Raw genomic sequence first — 15,912 nt, forward strand, 5'->3', positions numbered from 1 at the left:
GAAAACATAAGTTCATAATGATTATTTTAAGGGAATAATTTCATACTCCCTATTGGAATGATAAATAATGGGTGTTTAGTAATCGGTCAAAAGGGATACATATGAGGAAGTAATACAAATTGAGAGGAAGTATAACGATGAACAAGAAACCATTGATAGGACTTACAAGTACTGTTATGTCTATAAATACAATTGAAACACAGAGTGAAAATGTGGATACGATCGTTGTTTATAATAAATTTGCGGAAACCGTCAGAGATGCTGGAGGAGTTCCCGTCGTAATTCCGATGGGAAAACCTGAGGAAGCTGATTACTATGCAAAACTGTGTGACGGAATTATTTTTACAGGCGGTGAGGATATCAGTTCCATAACATATGGGGAAGAGCCACATCCTAAAGTAAAAAAAGTGAATAAACATCGTGATGATTTTGAAATTGAATTAGTAAAAAAAGCACGCGAAAATGAAAGAGCGATTTTGGCGATGTGCCGAGGGTATCACTTATTGAATGTCTCTTATGGCGGTACGATTGTTCAGGATGTCGTAAGTGAATTCGAGGACAGCATCAACCACTTCCAAAAATCTGCAACGAGAACTGAGCCATCTCACACTGTGACGATCGATGAAAATAGTAAACTTTATAAAATCGTTGGTGAGAAGGAAGTAGCGGTTAATAGCTTCCACCACCAGGCAATTGGAGAAGTAGGTAAAGGCTTGCGCGTGGCAGCAAGAGCTGCAGACGGTATAATTGAAGCGCTGGAGCTTGAAGACGAAGAAGCTACATTCTTGCTTGGAACACAATGGCATCCAGAAGAACTTAGACATGAAAATAAAAACATGATGGCGATCATCACAACCTTTATTGAAGCAGCAAGTAATACTAAGAAATAGATTTTACAAAAACCTCCAATTGTTGGGGGTTTTTTGTTACGATTAAAAGAAAACAGGGTAGTGGATAATGTGAAAGATTTACTTATATTAATGATGCTTTTTACAATACTTTGGATTTTTGTAAGGGCAGTTATCTTTGCATGGAGAAGAGAGTTTTCGATGAAAAGAGAAATAATGGCTGCATCTATACCTTTTGGCTTTATGCTTATTTATTTTGTAACAGCATTTCCTTTTCCTTTTTTTAATCCATATCAATTTGTTGGTACTGGAATAGAACGGTCTCATAATGTAATACCTTTTAAGAGTATAGTTGATTCCCTCAATCACTTTTACTACATGGTTCCGATTCGTAATTTAGGCGGGAATATTCTCTTATTTGTGCCTTTTGGTTTTGCGTTATTGCTTAGGTTTTATAGGATGAAATTTTGGAAAGGCATTTCAATCGGTTTTTTGGTTTCACTTGTTATGGAGCTGTGCCAATTAAAAATGGGATATCGCTCTTTCGATGTAGATGATCTAATCCTAAACTCTGCAGGAACATTTATTGGAATGATTACTTTTAAAGTAATTGCTAAAATTTTGCAAAAGGAAACTTTTTCAGTTGTAAGCCGTAAGATAGGATAGAAATTATCGAGGAGGTTGTCTCATGGGTATATCGAGACTTTTGAAATGGGTAACAGGCGGAATTGAAGCATTTCTTGGAATTCCGTTCTTAGGCGGACTCATCATTGTAGGTTCTGGCTGGGCACCGCTTCAGTTTATGTTCGTTCTCCACTTGATTACATTGATTATTTGTGTGGTGCAAAAAGAAAGGTTTTACGGCAGCGTTTTAGGATTAATAACATCTGTTGTAGGTTTTATACCGTTTTTAGGTATGGCCATGCATATTGTAACAGCTCTTGTATTGTTTGTGGATGCTGCACGAGGCGGGCGTAAAAAGAAGAATGAAAATATTATTGATGTGAAATAGAAATTTTCCAGTTCTAGAAGAGGAGCTAATTTCATAATATGGGAAGCTTTATGAATTTAGTGACCGAACTGTACCGATTGGCGAAGTTCCCACACAGCGGACTATTTTACAGCCTAAATAGAATATAATGAAATGAAACCTTGAACATGGAAAGTGTTTGAGGTTTTTGTATGTGCGGGGTATTCTTGACGAAAAGAATTTGGGTTGGTGTCGAAAAGTCTATAAAAGATCATTTACGGCTTATAAAATAAAATTACGGCTTATAAATTATTATTACGGTCTATAACTTTTAATTTAGGGCTTAGAAAATATTTTTTCTGCTGATAAATACCAATGAGGGTATAGTATTTGGACAAGGAGGTTCCTATAAAAATGAAAGATCATCTTGTATTTGTATATGGAACTTTGCGAAAAGGTGAGAAATATTCATATTACCTGAACAAAGCGGAGTGCTTGGAAGAGAATTGTATGATTGAAGGACAGCTTTATGATACTGGCTGGGGCTATCCGGCATTATTATTAGAAAGCGGTAAAGTTCATGTGAAAGGTGAGCTTTATAGAGTATCATCTGAACAGTTAAAAGAACTCGATAGGCTTGAAGATTATGAAGAGAATGGTGCAAATAATTTGTATGAGCGGATAATAACTAAAGTTACAACGGAAAAAGGAGAACAAGAAGCAATTGTTTATGTGATGACTTCAATAAAAGACCATTTTAACAAGATAGACGGGAATGACTGGATTTTACGCAAAAAATAAAAAGACAAACAAAAAAGAGGCTGCCATGAATCATGGTAACCTCTTTTAATATAAATGGAGAATCAACTGCTTTTCTATTTGATAATCATTGTGCTAATGGACTGAACGGCAGATTCTACGTCTTTAAACTTCTCTAGGGAGTTAGTCTCAATCTGAATAACCTCGAAAGTCTTCTCGTTCTTGGAGTACTTGACAGAAAAAACGGCATTATTGTTTTCACTAAAGGTGTGTGTAATATCAGATTCAATATATTGTTTGTTCTGCAAGTTTAAAAGTATAGTTTTCACATCTTGTTGGTTCATGATACATCGTCCCCTTCCTATTATGGGGGATCACCTAAGAACCCAAATAATAAAATATTTTCCTTGATTAACTTTTATGGTATCATAATAAATTTGGAAAGTACAGGTAACACAAGACCTATTCTTCATGATTTACTGGGTTTTTATCGTCAAAATCGCTTCTACTTCGACATTACCTTTCAATGCTCGTGAAATCATACACGAATGCTCGGCCTTTATAGCGAGTTTTTGCAGCAATGTCGAAAGTTTTTTTGACTGCTCTTGTTTGATGGTGACGACTGGTCTATGAGTAATCTTTTCATAAGTGATTACACCACCCGTAACATCTACAAATCCCTCTGATTCCATCGTTAAATCTATTTTATCAACCTTGCTTCGCTCTATCATGGCAGCAAGTGTGATGATATAGCAAGTAGCAGCCGCTCCTAAAAGCATTTCATCCGGGTTGGTTCCAATTCCAGGACCGTCCATTTCTGGCGGGATCGATACAATTGTTTTAAGATTCTTCGTTGCAATCGATCCTGTGTCATTACGACCTCCAGGCCAATGTGCTTTTAAATGAAAAATATGTTGAGCCATCTGATATCCCACCCTTTTTAACATATCTCTAGTGTAAAGCATATTAACTGACACGTCACATTTGCTGTTTATGAAGAAATATTTGTCGTGTAATTTATAGATTGTATGGTTATAAAATAAAACTGAGGTCGAAATGGGTGTGAAATGGAGCAAACACCCTTAGCAAAAACTTAAAACCAGAGTGGGAAATAAATTGTTGGGGGTCAGTCCCTCATGTATACTTAAGCTTATTAAGGATAATTTAGGAGATGGCAAGATGGTACATAAGGAAAGCAATCTGAAATTGGTTGTTGCTGGTTTATTGCTGGGTATTTTAATGGCTGCAATGGACAACACGATCGTTGCTACCGCGATGGGGACGATTGTTGCAGATCTTGGCGGCTTTGATAAATTTGTTTGGGTAACAGGATCTTATATGGTTGCTGTTATGGCAGGAATGCCGATCTACGGCAAGCTTTCGGATATGTATGGAAGAAAGCGGTTCTTTATCTTTGGACTAGTGGTATTCCTCATGGGGTCTATGCTTTGCGGACTGGCTCAAAGTATGGAGCAGCTGATCGCGTTCCGTGCTATTCAGGGAATTGGCGGCGGAGCACTTATGCCGATCGCCTTTACCATTGTTTTTGACATCTTTCCACCTGAGAAAAGGGGGAAGATGACAGGGCTTCTGGGAGCAGTTTTTGGAACTTCAAGTGTTCTTGGTCCTTTGCTAGGAGCGTTCATTACGGATGCCATCAGCTGGCATTGGGTGTTTTATATTAATGTTCCGATTGGTGCTGCATCCTTTTATCTCATTTACCGTTATTATAGTGAAACCCTTGAACACCGCGAACAAAAAATTGACTGGTGGGGTGCGATCACTCTTGTTGCTGCCGTTGTTAGTTTAATGTTCGCCCTTGAACTTGGCGGGAAGACATACGCATGGGACTCAACACCAATCGTTGCTTTGTTCACGATCTTCACCGTCTTTTTTATCGTTTTCTTTGCAGTGGAGCAAAAAGCGACTGAACCGATTATATCTTTTTGGATGTTTAAAAGACGCCTTTTTGCAACGTCTCAAATTCTAGGTTTTTTATATGGAGGCACATTTATTATTTTGGCGGTATTTATACCGATCTTTGTTCAGGCAGTTTATGGCGGGTCAGCAACGAGTGCTGGAATGATTCTTACGCCAATGATGCTGGGGTCTGTAGCCGGAAGCATGGTGGGTGGTATCTTCCAGACCAAGACTACCTTCCGAAATCTTATGATTGTTTCTGTCATTGCGTATTTCACAGGGATGTACTTGCTTAGTGGAATAACACCTGATACTACAAGGTTGATGCTCACCTTATTTATGATACTTGTTGGTTTTGGTATGGGCTTTTCGTTTTCATTGTTGCCGACCGCAACGATCAACGGTATGGAGTTCCGTCACCGCGGATCTGCCAACTCAACAAACGCATTTCTTCGTTCTTTAGGGATGACGATAGGTGTAACAATCTTTGGAGCACTTCAGAACCGCGTTTTCTATGAGAAATTAAGTGAGAACCTGCAAGGACAGGGTGAAGCAGCGAAAGGAACATTTAGCAGCATAGATCCTCAAAAAGTATTCCAACCCGAAGAGAGATCCAAAATACCTGCCGATATTCTTGAAGGTATAACTGCTTCGGTGTCAGATTCAATCGCTACTGTTTTCACGTATGCACTTATTCCGATAGCCATATCTGCCGTTGTGATTTTGTTAATGGGGAATGAGCGAGTGAAAACCTCTGCAAAAGAAAATATAAAATCTGAATAGCATTAAAAATGACGCTTGGATTCGATACCAAGCGTCTTCTTATTTATTGGCTCTTTTCTAGAAGATTGTTGTTTTTGTGAATAACTTTCGAAGTCGAGTTGACTGGAGCGCAAGGTGCGAGACTCCTGCGGGACCAGCGGGACAGGTGAGACTCGCTATGGCGCAAAGCACCGAGGAGGCTCACCGCACGCCCCGCGGAAAGCGAGCATCCTGGAGCGGAAATCAACCACTTCTTATAGCAACAAAGCTTATGAAAATAGCCTATTTATTTAACCATTTTTGTATTTACATAACCTAAGAGGATTACGTAACCGATTACCATAACAGGAAACAGAATTTGTGTATTAGGGCTATCAATGAATGCACCCACTAACATGGCTAGACCAATAATGAAAGTATAAGAACCTACAAGCTTAGCCAATCGGTCCTGATCATGTACTCTTCGCTGATTAAAGCCAGATAAAATCCATGTTTGTTTCTTTACGCCTATCAGAAAGGCTAATACCAACAGAACAGCGGCAGTAATTAATAAAGTATTGTTCATCTTTTAATCCCCCTCATTTTTTATCGTTTTCTAACAATAGAAGGTCCAATAAAAAAGCTAATCATGAAAGTTAAACTGATATAAATAATTAAGTAGTCAACTTGAATCAAGTGTTGTTTAAACAGAAGCTGGGAGACTAGTAAATAAACAAGAAGAATTAAATTGGAAAAAGCAAAAGATTGAAGGGTGAACTTTCTGAGGTTGTCATTGACTCTTTCGTCATACTCGATTTCATCATTTGCGTTTCTTTTTTGAACGCGGAGGTATTTTAACCCGCTAACTAAAACAACTAGACCTGCAAGAAAGCCCCAGCGTAAATCGGATGTTACTAAGCTCATTAAACTAAAGCAGACAACTGCTGAGATAAAAAAGTTAAAATAGTTTAGCTTCATAACAAGACACCCCTTTTTGCATCATTCTTCAATCCAAAACAATTCATCTACTGGTGTTTCTAAGTACTTGCTTATGAGCAAACATACACGGATCGTGGGATTGTACTTCTGTGCTTCAATTAAATTCATCGTTTGCCGTGTGACTCCAACAAGTTTGGCAAAATCACCTTGAGTTAAGTTTTCTTTTTCAATTCGGACGATTTTCACTTTGTTTTTTATTGTGAACTCACTCAAGAAAAACACCAATCCTTTCCAAATATACACTTTAATTGTAATATATATATTAAAAATGTCAATTATATATTACAATGAGATCAAAAAAACTCTGGGCTGAACTCTTTTCTAAAAGATTGTTGCATCTGAGAGATTTTGCCCGAAAATCTTCATTGCATAGTTAATTGGAGCGAAAGGACGAGACTCCTGCAGGATGAGTGGTACAGGTGAGACCACTCAATGTCGCGAGGCGACTAGGGGGCTCACCGGCCACCCTGCGGAAAGCGAGTCCTGTAGCGGAAATTAACCTCTTACATACAACAAAGTTTACAAAAACAGCTAAAAAAATACACCTCAAAAGAGATGCGTTTTAAGCTGAATGTGTAAGTTGTTTTTCTTTTTTCGGAAAAATGGTATACGACAATGAAATGACGAAATCAATGGCAAGAATGAGAGCCCATATACGGGTAACGTTATTGGCTGTACCATTTTTATAGAACAAATCTGTTTCCTTCTGATCATACCAATCTTCAAACAGGGTATCTAGCTGAATAGAGGAAACAGCTTCAGATAAACCAAACATAAAAAAGAACAGTACCTGGACAGCTGAGAAGATAAGTAAGTGTCCATACAAATTTTTTCTTTCTTGTTTTGCATGTTCTACTCCATAAAGTGGTTTTACGCTCGCTATTTCAGGTTCTAGCAGCCCGCGCCAATTTGCCACTTTTCGTTGTATAAAACCATCAAGTTTTTGAAAATCACTTTTTCCATAAAGAAATGCATACGCGATTACGATTAAAATGATGATTTGATAAGCAGAAAACTCGTCAGTCCTCAAATAATCAAAATAACCCATTGTGGCAATCCATAAATCGTTTACGATAAATAATACAAAGAAGGCGGTGCTGAGTCTTTTCAGATTAAACCAGTATCTTACGATCAAAAACGAAAGAGTAGATACCCAGAAAATGACTTCCGCTAGAATAAGAAACGCCCACTTATTGTCCAAAATAAAATCCACTTGAAGTCAGCATCCTTTCAAATCTGGTATTTAATTTCCAGTAATAAGAATACCACTTCTAAATGGGTAAGTCTTCCATCAATTGTATCAATTTTAAAAAGTCATGAATTAATCGAACATTCCTTTTTATGGTAAAATTAGAAGTGGGCAAAGAAAGAGGGGACATATATGTATTATGACTTTAGTGATGAACTGCGCAGAATTCGCATTACATTAATCGTAATTGCGATTATTATGGTATTCTCTTCGGGCGGCAGCAATGTAACAGTTGATCATAACTACGACGATATGTCATATCAAGAAAGTAAATTTCATAAAAACCTTGTTCCGCTTGGAAATGGGTATTTCGGTTTGTTTAGCGGTGATACTGAACAGGTAGAGGATAATCAAATGAAAGTCTATTTCTATAATGAAAAAGAAAACAAAATGGTACTTATGAGAGATGTGAACCTGGATACCGTAGAATTGACTGAAGAATAACAAAAAGTGCTTGAGAACAATTTCTCAAGCACTTTCCTTTAGAAATAAAACACAATAAACAATCCAGCAACAAGACAATATAAAGCAAAATAACCAAGGTTGCCGCGTTTCATAATCCCCATGAACCATTTCAATGAGAAATAGGAGAAGATAAGAGATGCAATAAATGCACCTGCGTAAGGCAATGCCATCTCACTGAAGTTAGATGATCCGGCGATGTCTCCTATAGACAATAAAAATGTTCCAAGACTTACAGGTATATATAAGAAGAAAGAAAATCTAAGAGCTGTGTCCTGTTTCATTCCGAGAGCCATACAGGCAACGATCGTTGCTCCTGAACGGCTGATTCCCGGAATCAGCGCAACAGCTTGTGCGAATCCAACGATAACAGCATCTTTTACAGTCAGGCTTTTGTCTCCTTTATATCCTTTTAAATTTCGGATTAAATACAATGCAACTGCTGTTGTAAGGAGGGCAAAGCCAACTTGCTGGATTCCTTTTAAATGTTCTCCAATCATTTCTTCAAAAAGAATACCGAGAACCGCAACTGGAATGGTCGCAAGTACTAAATAAACCGAGAACATAAAATCTGATTTATATTCCTCTTTACGAGTGGATAAAAAAGCAAATGTATTCTTAATAAGCTCATATAGGTCATGTTTATAAACAAGCAGAACAGCCAGAAGAGAAGCGAAGTTAACAAGTACCTCAAAGTTTAAGTCCTTTACTTCAATACCCATAAAGTATTGAACGATTACGAGATGGCCGCTTGAAGATACAGGGATAGGTTCAGTGAAACCTTGAACCATGCCGAAAAAAATGTAAATCAATAATTCTTTTAAATCCATATGTAAGTTCACCTTTCAATCATAGAAATCAACGTAAATATAACATTTTAGAAAAAGAAATGAAAATTCAACCTCTAATTTATCGGGAAAAATTTAGCTGGAAGATATGGAAAGTCGTTTTTTCAGTCAGTTCTTGTATTTTATGATATACTTTTCTAAATAAATAAAATTTATAAACCCTAGGAGGTGACAACTTATATTCCAGAGTGTTTGGGGTATAAGGAGTCTTTTTGGACAGTTTGACCTTATTGAAATTATTTGCAGTAGCCGTATTAATTCTACTAACAGCTTTTTTCGTAGCAGCAGAGTTTGCGATCGTAAAGATCCGAAAATCACGGATCGATCAGCTAGCCGAAGAAGGAAACAAGCGCGCGATTGCCGCCCAGAAGGTCATAGAGAACCTTGACGGGTCACTATCAGCGTGTCAGCTAGGGATTACAATCACAGCTTTAGGACTTGGCTGGTTGGGTGAACCAACTGTAGAAGCCATACTCGGTCCGGTATTTAAAAGCATGGAATTAAGCTCGGCAGTTGTTCATACTCTGTCATTTGCTATTGCCTTTTCATCTATTACTTTTTTACATGTGGTTCTTGGTGAACTAGCACCAAAAACTGTAGCGATTCAAAAAGCTGAGTCAATTAGCTTGATGCTATCACCTGCTTTGATTGGTTTCTACAGAGTAATGTATCCATTCATCTGGTTCTTAAATGGAAGTGCACAGCTTCTAGTGAGAATGTTTGGCTTGAAGCCAGCTTCAGAACATGACATGGCACATACAGAAGAAGAGCTCCGTTTAATTTTAAGTGAGAGCTACAAAAGTGGTGAAATCAACAAGTCAGAATTCAGCTATGTAGAAAAAGTATTTGAATTTGATGACAGAACTGCAAAAGAGATTATGGTCCCTCGTACTGAGATGGTTTGTATGTATCTTCATAATACTATGCAGGAAAACATCGACATCATTGCTGAAGAAAAATATACACGTTACCCAGTTGTGGGTGAAGATAAAGATAATGTGCTCGGTATGGTCAATGCAAAAGAATTATTCTTTGATCTGATTAAAGGAAAGGATTATCCTCTTGAGCATTATATAAGACCAACACTTAGCGTTTTTGAAAATACACCAATTAAAGAAACATTGTTAAAGCTTCAGAAAAAAGGCTTTCATATGGCTGTCCTTGTTGATGAATATGGAGGTACAGCAGGTATCGTAACCATTGAAGATATTTTGGAAGAACTTGTCGGTGAAATTCGAGATGAGTTTGACGAAGATGAATCTCCTATGATTCAAGCTATAAGCCCGAATGTGAAACATTTTGACGGGAAAGTGCTGATATCAGAAGTAAATGATATTTATGGACTTCAAATAGATGATAGTGAACTGGACACGATTGGCGGATGGGTGCTATCTCAGAATTCCGAGATTCAAGAACAGCAAGTTATCATATATGAAGGCTATGATTTCAAAGTTATTGAAATCGATGGACACCAAGTTAAGAAAATTGAAATCTCTAAAAGAGAAGTGGATAAAGAAAGTGATGCGTCAGTTGAAGATGCTGAACATACACTAATTGAAAAAGAGGCTTAAACATTAAAACGAGCTGACTCAAAAGTTTTTATACTTTTGAGTCAGCTCCTTTCTATTTAAACCTTTTTAGACAAAATTATCGATTAGATAGCTGAAATTCGAAGGAATTACTTATTTACTTACTTTTGGGACAGCCCTTTTGTTTACAAATCTCGGAGTCGGGTACGAATCTATAAAAGGAGGAGATACACAATGAAATCAATTACTGTCGAGCTTGAATATGATGAAAGACTACTGCATGAAGGGCGAGAAGTAGAATCAAAACTTAACGAGCAGCTGTATGGAACGGGCTTCCAAGTTATATCCGTGTCACACCATTCCTCTAATAAAGAACGTGAGAATCCACCTATTAAAGATGATAAGGATTCATCTGGTGCAGGCGGGCAGACATCACCTGACAATGAAAAGCCGCCAAATAAAAATTAAAAAAAGACGGGTATTGTCCGTCTTTTTTCCTTTTTTATCGAAAATATTACAAAATAGCACAACTAATTTCCCAGGAAATCGACTTTAATTGACAGAATTTATTGACAATTTAACCAGCGGATTTTATTATTTAATTAATAAAACTTTTAAATACAAGGCATCTAGCTTGAGAAAATATAAAGGGGTTGAAGAAGATGAAAAGTTCTTCGCGTTACCGCTTTTTTCGAGTGATTTCAGGAGGTGATTTATTAGACATTGATATATTCCAATATCCCGACAAAACTACAGTGGTTATCAGTATGCTTTATTATAAACAAGAACACATCATTATGGTCTCTAAAACAAGTTCAGACAGAAGAACAGCCTTAAGACTTGCTAGTTTTTCCTTTCTGCAGACTAAAATCCTTTATGAAAAGAAACATAAAACCCCACCAGTTCTTAGTTAACTCTCCGGTATTTTCTGATTGTAAATTTTTTCAATATTAAGGATAATCGTGTAAAAATTTCTTTATTTATAAAAGAACATATGTTTATAATTTAGTTAATTAAATAAACGTCTCTTGGAACAGACGTTTTGCGATGGAGGGTGGATATGAGAATTCCAGATGGTCATCCAGCAGCAGACGTACTAATAAGCCAAATTAAAAGATATGCAAAGAAATTTGAGCAATCTGAGACTCCTTTTCTAATTCAGGAAGACCGTAAGTGGATTTATGTAAACCCCGCAGCAAAAAAGATTTTAGAAGCAGAAGAAGACATCATCGGTAAACCAATCTGGGACAATCTCCCGTCGGAAATACATGGTTTAGTCGAAGAAAGAATTCAGTCTTGTAAAAATGGCGTTGCACCGATGCCTAGCGAACAGACTTGGATTACTCAAAAAGGAAACCGTATTATCTTAGAAGTGATTGGATTCCCGCTCATGTTTTCATCAGATGCTACACAAATCATTATCCGGGATATCACGAAGCAAAAGCTTGAGAAGAAAGAAACGTTAGATCACTTAAACCTAATTACAGAGAATATGATTGATATCATTGGTCTGGTCAACGACAGAGGTGTATTTACTTATCTGACCCCTTCTTATGAATGGGTTACAGGTTACTCACAAACTGAAGCAATCGGAACAACTCCTTTTAATTTAGTGCATTCTGAAGACCGTTCATACGTGATATCAGAGTTTATGAGAATGATAACTGAACAAACCCCTCTGACTGTAGAATACCGTTATCAGAAAAAAGATGGCTCATATATTTGGCTTGAATCACAAGGAACTCCAGTAAATGAAGAAAACTCTATCCGCTATGCCGTTGTGGCTACAAGGGATATTACAAAGCGTAAACAAGCAGAGTATGCGTTGAAAAAGAGTGAACACACTCACCGTATTATCCTTGAACATAGCAACGATTTAATCTGTTTAATTGATTCTAGAGGGAAGTATTTGTTTGCATCTCTTTCATATCAGGACATACTAGGCATCGATCCGCAAACTTTAATTGGACAAGACGCATTTAGGTTTATTCACGGTGAAGATCACGCTTCTGTTCAGAAGTATATAGAGCTTCTTGCTTCTTCAAAAGATCCGCAGCCGCTTATATATCGGAAAATCCATGCATCCGGGAAGGAAGTTCTCCTTGAAGGTAAAGGGATGCCGATGCTTTCGGAAAACGGAATAGTTGAAGGGATTGTGTTTATTTCCAGAGATATCACGGAAAAGAAAAGGGCAGAAGAATATATTCGCAACAGTGAAAAGCTGGCTGTGTTAGGTGAGCTTGCAGCAGGTGTAGCTCACGAGATTCGTAATCCGCTCACATCCATCAAAGGGTTATTCAGCTTATTAAAGGATAGTGAGATTGAAAAAGAGAAACAGCACTTTTATCAAGAAGTGATTTATGATGAATTGAACCGAATTGAGCAAATCGTCAATGAATTTATGGCTCTGGCAAAACCAGATGCTCTTCAAATGGAGAAAGAAGTAAATCTTGTCCAGCTCCTGCAGGATACTGTCATGCTCCTGGCAACAGAAGCTAATCTGTACAATGTTGAGATTCGTCTTTTATTTAAAGAGAAGACTTTGTTTGTAGCGTGTGAAAAAAATCAAATTAAACAAGTGTTTATAAACATCATTAAAAACGCGATTGAAGCGATGAACAATGGCGGAGTTTTAACGATCGGGATAGAAGAGGAGAGGGATGGAGCTGTTAAACTTATCTTTGCGGATACTGGAGTCGGCATTGAAGAGGAACGTCTGAAAACGATTGGTGTTCCGTTCTTTACAAATAAAGAAAAGGGTATCGGTCTCGGTCTTACTATCAGTAATAAGATTATTACTGAACACCAAGGCAGTTTAAAAGTGGAAAGTATTCCTGGTCAAGGTACGACTGTAGCTGTCACATTAAAGAAAAATGTAAATAATAAAAAGCTGGTGTAACCATAGTGTGGTTAATCCAGCTTTATTTTTTTCCTAACAGATGGCGGTTTTCTTTTTTTGACCAAGTTTGCCTCGAGCTATAGCTTTTTCAATATAGTCAGGCGCATAAGGGACTTTGCAGGCTGTATTGCCGACATCAACATGCACTTTGCCTACATGCTCTGCGACTCTTCTTGCTTCTTCACTTAATGGTGTTGTACAAATTCCTACAGCCATTACAAAACTGTTTATCGTATAGCGGACACGATTTTGCTGTGTGTGGATTGTTTCTTCAACTTGCTGGAGGAGCTTATGAATCTCCTTTAGATCAAGTTTGTCATCAGGAGTAATGGTCATATAATTTGCATAGGTGCTCCAACCGCATGTGGCAACCATTTCATCCTTAGCATTTATCCATTCACGGGCAAGTTCCAATGCATATTCACTTTCAGCAGCAACACCTGCAACCGTATATTCAGCCAGCATGTACCAATTCGCTTTCTTTACCCATTCTTGCAGCGTTTCTTTTTCTATCTTTTTAGGGTCTACTGTAAGACCTGCTAAATACATCGCGTCAAAATTACCAGTTTCATATAGTGAGAGGGCAAGTTCCTGATTCTTTTTCACATGTTTTACAAGTTTCTTCATGTCCCCGATCCTCACACCGTAAACGGATCCTTGTGCTCCATGACGTATCCAAGTGCTGCGGGTCTGTTCATTGCCCATTTCTTCAAGTTTAGTCATTACTTCTTCGAGTTTCATAGATTCACACCCCATTCAAATCCATTTTATCATTTTAAAAGTCTTCCACAATATGTTACGATTTTCCTGTTTAGGGGAATGAATGAAACGGTATAATTTTTGTGAATAATTAGGGGGTTCATATGAACAGAAAAATACATATGATGGCCGTTCTCTTGTTTTTATCAATAGCAATGCTTGCCGGATGTTCTGAAAAAGAAGAAAAGGCTGCTGAAAAAGAGATTAATAATAAAACAGAAAAAACATCAGAAAAGAAAGCGACAGAAAAGATTCCCGAAGCGCCAAAAGAGCTGGAGGACATGATTAAACAACATCCGGGTGTCTTGATGGAAAAATATATGAATCCTAAGCTGGAAGGATTAAGCGGCTGGGCGGGCTATGACTATATCAATTTCTATAAGGACGAGTTCCAGCCATTAGCAGAAAAAGAGATTAAGAGTTACTTTTCAAAAAATAAAGACCTATCAAGTCAGGAGATTTACAATTATTTAGTCTATCAATTGGCATCTGGCCAGTATGAATCTTATTATGAGCAATTGTTGTCATATGAACATGGCTACGAAATGCCCGAACTGCCATCTGGGCCTGATGAAATTGAAGAAGAAAAGAAACCTAAGAAAACGAATGTTGTCATTCTAGTTGATGCCAGCGGAAGTATGAAAGCGGAAGTTGATGGCGGGGTAAAGATGGACCTCGCAAAAGAAACGATAAAAAAGTTCACGGATGACCTTCCAGATGATACAAGTGTTTCACTATTTGCCTATGGACACATAGGGTCAGGGGATGATTCAGACAAAGCGAAATCGTGTGAGGGCATTGAGGAAGCATATCCGTTAAAAGTATATGAAGAAGCAGCGTTTGATGCATCGTTGAATTCTTTTAAGGCAAGTGGATGGACACCTCTAGCAGGAGCAATTGACAAAGCAAATGAGCTGTTAAGTAAATATCCTGAGAGTGAGTACGAAAATATCGTTTATATCGTCAGTGATGGGGTTGAAACGTGCGGCGGTGATCCAGTTGCAGCGGCAAACAAGCTGTCAGACAAAAACATTAAAGCAAAGTTGAACATTATCGGATTTGACGTTGATGATAAAGGTCAGCAGCAACTAATGAAAGTAGCGGATGCAGGTAATGGAAAGTATGCCACTGTTCGTGATAAAGCATCTCTCGAAGATCAGGTGCTGAAGAAATGGCGCCCGACCATTGGCCAGCTCGTTTGGACGCAGGGAGTAAGCGGCCAGGACTATATTGATGCACAAAAACGAATGAATGATATTTATAACCCTTTATTTCATATCTCTACGAACGAAGGAAATCGTATAAGGAATGCTGTATACTTTCTTCAGCAGAATAACCTTATTCCAAGGGAGATAGGAAATGAAGTAATTGATCTTGCAGACGCCAGCGCAGAATTAAGAAATGAACATTTTAAGAAAATCAAAGAAGAAAAACAAGCTGAAGCAGAGCGTGTACAAAAAGAAATTAACGCCAAAGTTGAGGCATGGAAACAGCAATGGCGCGATGAAATTAATTAATAATAAAAAGGACCCGAATTCCTTAAGTGAAATCCGGTCCTTTTATATGCCGTCAAACATTCTCCAAATGCCTCTTCCAAGCAATCGGATTATTCCAATCAACAACTCTGGAACAAAGAACAATACATCAAATAAGAAGTCAAACCAAGTGTAATGCTGGTACTGTTCTTTTCTCTTTTTCCTTCGCTTAAATGCCATCACGGACCACCTGTTCCTTTGAAGGTATTATGACTAATTATAACAATTTCCTGTAGAAAATATCTCTTGTTTTTTGTTTAAAGGAATTGTTAAAAAAAATAAGCAGAAAGTGTCGATGCTTTTTAATCTTTCACTGGTGATTTCTTATTCTTTCATTCGATTTTCAATTCTTCTTATAAAAAAAGTAATGAAAAAGTCCCAGCTATTTCTTTTT

General features: G+C 37.6%; 20 protein-coding genes. 11 read left to right on the top strand and 9 right to left on the bottom strand.

The genetic code is table 11. From position 1 onward, the window contains the following. Positions 1 to 137 precede the first annotated feature (137 nt). The 4 genes from ACFQ4X_RS01955 to ACFQ4X_RS01970 all read left to right on the top strand — a co-directional run bounded on the left by ACFQ4X_RS01955 (position 138) and on the right by ACFQ4X_RS01970 (position 2,619). A complete protein-coding gene (locus ACFQ4X_RS01955; protein WP_379832886.1) occupies positions 138 to 890 on the top strand; it encodes a gamma-glutamyl-gamma-aminobutyrate hydrolase family protein in 753 nt (250 codons plus the stop codon). A 33-nt stretch (positions 891 to 923) separates the two neighbouring features. Beyond that, positions 924 to 1,514, top strand: coding sequence for a VanZ family protein (locus tag ACFQ4X_RS01960; protein WP_379832887.1), 591 nt, complete (start codon positions 924 to 926; stop codon positions 1,512 to 1,514). A 22-nt stretch (positions 1,515 to 1,536) separates the two neighbouring features. Continuing rightward, the gene (locus ACFQ4X_RS01965) at positions 1,537 to 1,860 is read left to right on the top strand and encodes a hypothetical protein (RefSeq protein ID WP_379832888.1); all 324 of its coding nucleotides are present in this window, start codon (positions 1,537 to 1,539) and stop codon (positions 1,858 to 1,860) included. 372 nt (positions 1,861 to 2,232) lie between these two features. Further along, positions 2,233 to 2,619, top strand: coding sequence for a gamma-glutamylcyclotransferase family protein (locus ACFQ4X_RS01970; protein ID WP_379832889.1), 387 nt, complete (start codon positions 2,233 to 2,235; stop codon positions 2,617 to 2,619). A gap of 74 nt (positions 2,620 to 2,693) precedes the next feature. On the opposite strand, the gene ACFQ4X_RS01975 is transcribed toward ACFQ4X_RS01970, so the two are convergent. Together ACFQ4X_RS01975 and ACFQ4X_RS01980 are read right to left on the bottom strand one after the other, a co-directional pair. Further along, a complete protein-coding gene (locus ACFQ4X_RS01975; protein WP_379832890.1) occupies positions 2,694 to 2,921 on the bottom strand; it encodes a hypothetical protein in 228 nt (75 codons plus the stop codon). 132 nt (positions 2,922 to 3,053) lie between these two features. After that, the gene (locus tag ACFQ4X_RS01980; protein ID WP_379832891.1) at positions 3,054 to 3,500 is read right to left on the bottom strand and encodes an OsmC family protein; all 447 of its coding nucleotides are present in this window, start codon (positions 3,498 to 3,500) and stop codon (positions 3,054 to 3,056) included. A 256-nt stretch (positions 3,501 to 3,756) separates the two neighbouring features. Between ACFQ4X_RS01980 and ACFQ4X_RS01985 the strand changes: the two genes are divergently transcribed. After that, on the top strand, positions 3,757 to 5,280 hold the full coding sequence (locus ACFQ4X_RS01985; RefSeq protein ID WP_379832892.1) for an MDR family MFS transporter: 1,524 nt from the start codon (positions 3,757 to 3,759) through the stop codon (positions 5,278 to 5,280). Positions 5,281 to 5,545: 265 nt separating this feature from the next. On the opposite strand, the gene ACFQ4X_RS01990 is transcribed toward ACFQ4X_RS01985, so the two are convergent. The 4 genes from ACFQ4X_RS01990 to ACFQ4X_RS02005 form a co-directional block, all read right to left on the bottom strand. Further along, a complete protein-coding gene (locus ACFQ4X_RS01990) occupies positions 5,546 to 5,824 on the bottom strand; it encodes a DUF3784 domain-containing protein (protein ID WP_379832893.1) in 279 nt (92 codons plus the stop codon). 20 nt (positions 5,825 to 5,844) lie between these two features. Then, complete coding sequence (locus ACFQ4X_RS01995; RefSeq protein WP_379832894.1) at positions 5,845 to 6,216, bottom strand: hypothetical protein; 372 nt, start codon at positions 6,214 to 6,216, stop codon at positions 5,845 to 5,847. Between the two features lie 21 nt (positions 6,217 to 6,237). Continuing rightward, positions 6,238 to 6,450: a helix-turn-helix transcriptional regulator gene (locus ACFQ4X_RS02000; RefSeq protein ID WP_172827331.1), complete on the bottom strand. Its 213-nt coding sequence runs from the start codon at positions 6,448 to 6,450 to the stop codon at positions 6,238 to 6,240. 349 nt (positions 6,451 to 6,799) lie between these two features. After that, positions 6,800 to 7,438 (bottom strand): hypothetical protein, encoded by a 639-nt coding sequence (locus ACFQ4X_RS02005; RefSeq protein ID WP_379832895.1) that lies wholly within the window; start codon positions 7,436 to 7,438, stop codon positions 6,800 to 6,802. A gap of 180 nt (positions 7,439 to 7,618) precedes the next feature. Here ACFQ4X_RS02005 and ACFQ4X_RS02010 point away from each other — a divergent pair, with 180 nt between their 5' ends. Next, positions 7,619 to 7,930: a hypothetical protein gene (locus ACFQ4X_RS02010; protein WP_379832896.1), complete on the top strand. Its 312-nt coding sequence runs from the start codon at positions 7,619 to 7,621 to the stop codon at positions 7,928 to 7,930. A 38-nt stretch (positions 7,931 to 7,968) separates the two neighbouring features. Here the strand turns inward: ACFQ4X_RS02010 and ACFQ4X_RS02015 are convergent, their stop codons facing one another. Beyond that, complete coding sequence (locus ACFQ4X_RS02015; protein ID WP_379832897.1) at positions 7,969 to 8,778, bottom strand: undecaprenyl-diphosphate phosphatase; 810 nt, start codon at positions 8,776 to 8,778, stop codon at positions 7,969 to 7,971. Between the two features lie 239 nt (positions 8,779 to 9,017). Here ACFQ4X_RS02015 and ACFQ4X_RS02020 point away from each other — a divergent pair, with 239 nt between their 5' ends. From ACFQ4X_RS02020 to ACFQ4X_RS02035, 4 genes are all read left to right on the top strand, one after another. Next, positions 9,018 to 10,367, top strand: coding sequence for a hemolysin family protein (locus tag ACFQ4X_RS02020; RefSeq protein ID WP_379836996.1), 1,350 nt, complete (start codon positions 9,018 to 9,020; stop codon positions 10,365 to 10,367). Positions 10,368 to 10,559: 192 nt separating this feature from the next. Further along, positions 10,560 to 10,793, top strand: a complete 234-nt coding sequence (locus ACFQ4X_RS02025) for a hypothetical protein (protein WP_379832898.1) — start codon at positions 10,560 to 10,562, stop codon at positions 10,791 to 10,793. A gap of 194 nt (positions 10,794 to 10,987) precedes the next feature. Next, positions 10,988 to 11,239: a hypothetical protein gene (locus ACFQ4X_RS02030; protein ID WP_379832899.1), complete on the top strand. Its 252-nt coding sequence runs from the start codon at positions 10,988 to 10,990 to the stop codon at positions 11,237 to 11,239. A 146-nt stretch (positions 11,240 to 11,385) separates the two neighbouring features. Next, positions 11,386 to 13,224, top strand: coding sequence for a PAS domain S-box protein (locus ACFQ4X_RS02035; RefSeq protein WP_379832900.1), 1,839 nt, complete (start codon positions 11,386 to 11,388; stop codon positions 13,222 to 13,224). Positions 13,225 to 13,257: 33 nt separating this feature from the next. On the opposite strand, the gene ACFQ4X_RS02040 is transcribed toward ACFQ4X_RS02035, so the two are convergent. Further along, positions 13,258 to 13,965: a DNA alkylation repair protein gene (locus ACFQ4X_RS02040; RefSeq protein WP_379832901.1), complete on the bottom strand. Its 708-nt coding sequence runs from the start codon at positions 13,963 to 13,965 to the stop codon at positions 13,258 to 13,260. A 122-nt stretch (positions 13,966 to 14,087) separates the two neighbouring features. Between ACFQ4X_RS02040 and ACFQ4X_RS02045 the strand changes: the two genes are divergently transcribed. Then, positions 14,088 to 15,500, top strand: coding sequence for a VWA domain-containing protein (locus ACFQ4X_RS02045; RefSeq protein ID WP_379832902.1), 1,413 nt, complete (start codon positions 14,088 to 14,090; stop codon positions 15,498 to 15,500). Between the two features lie 42 nt (positions 15,501 to 15,542). On the opposite strand, the gene ACFQ4X_RS02050 is transcribed toward ACFQ4X_RS02045, so the two are convergent. Continuing rightward, positions 15,543 to 15,698: a hypothetical protein gene (locus ACFQ4X_RS02050; protein ID WP_379832903.1), complete on the bottom strand. Its 156-nt coding sequence runs from the start codon at positions 15,696 to 15,698 to the stop codon at positions 15,543 to 15,545. Positions 15,699 to 15,912: the final 214 nt, after the last annotated feature.

The organism is Fictibacillus halophilus, from assembly GCF_042680145.1.
GTDB classification, from domain to species: domain Bacteria; phylum Bacillota; class Bacilli; order Bacillales; family Fictibacillaceae; genus Fictibacillus; species Fictibacillus halophilus_A.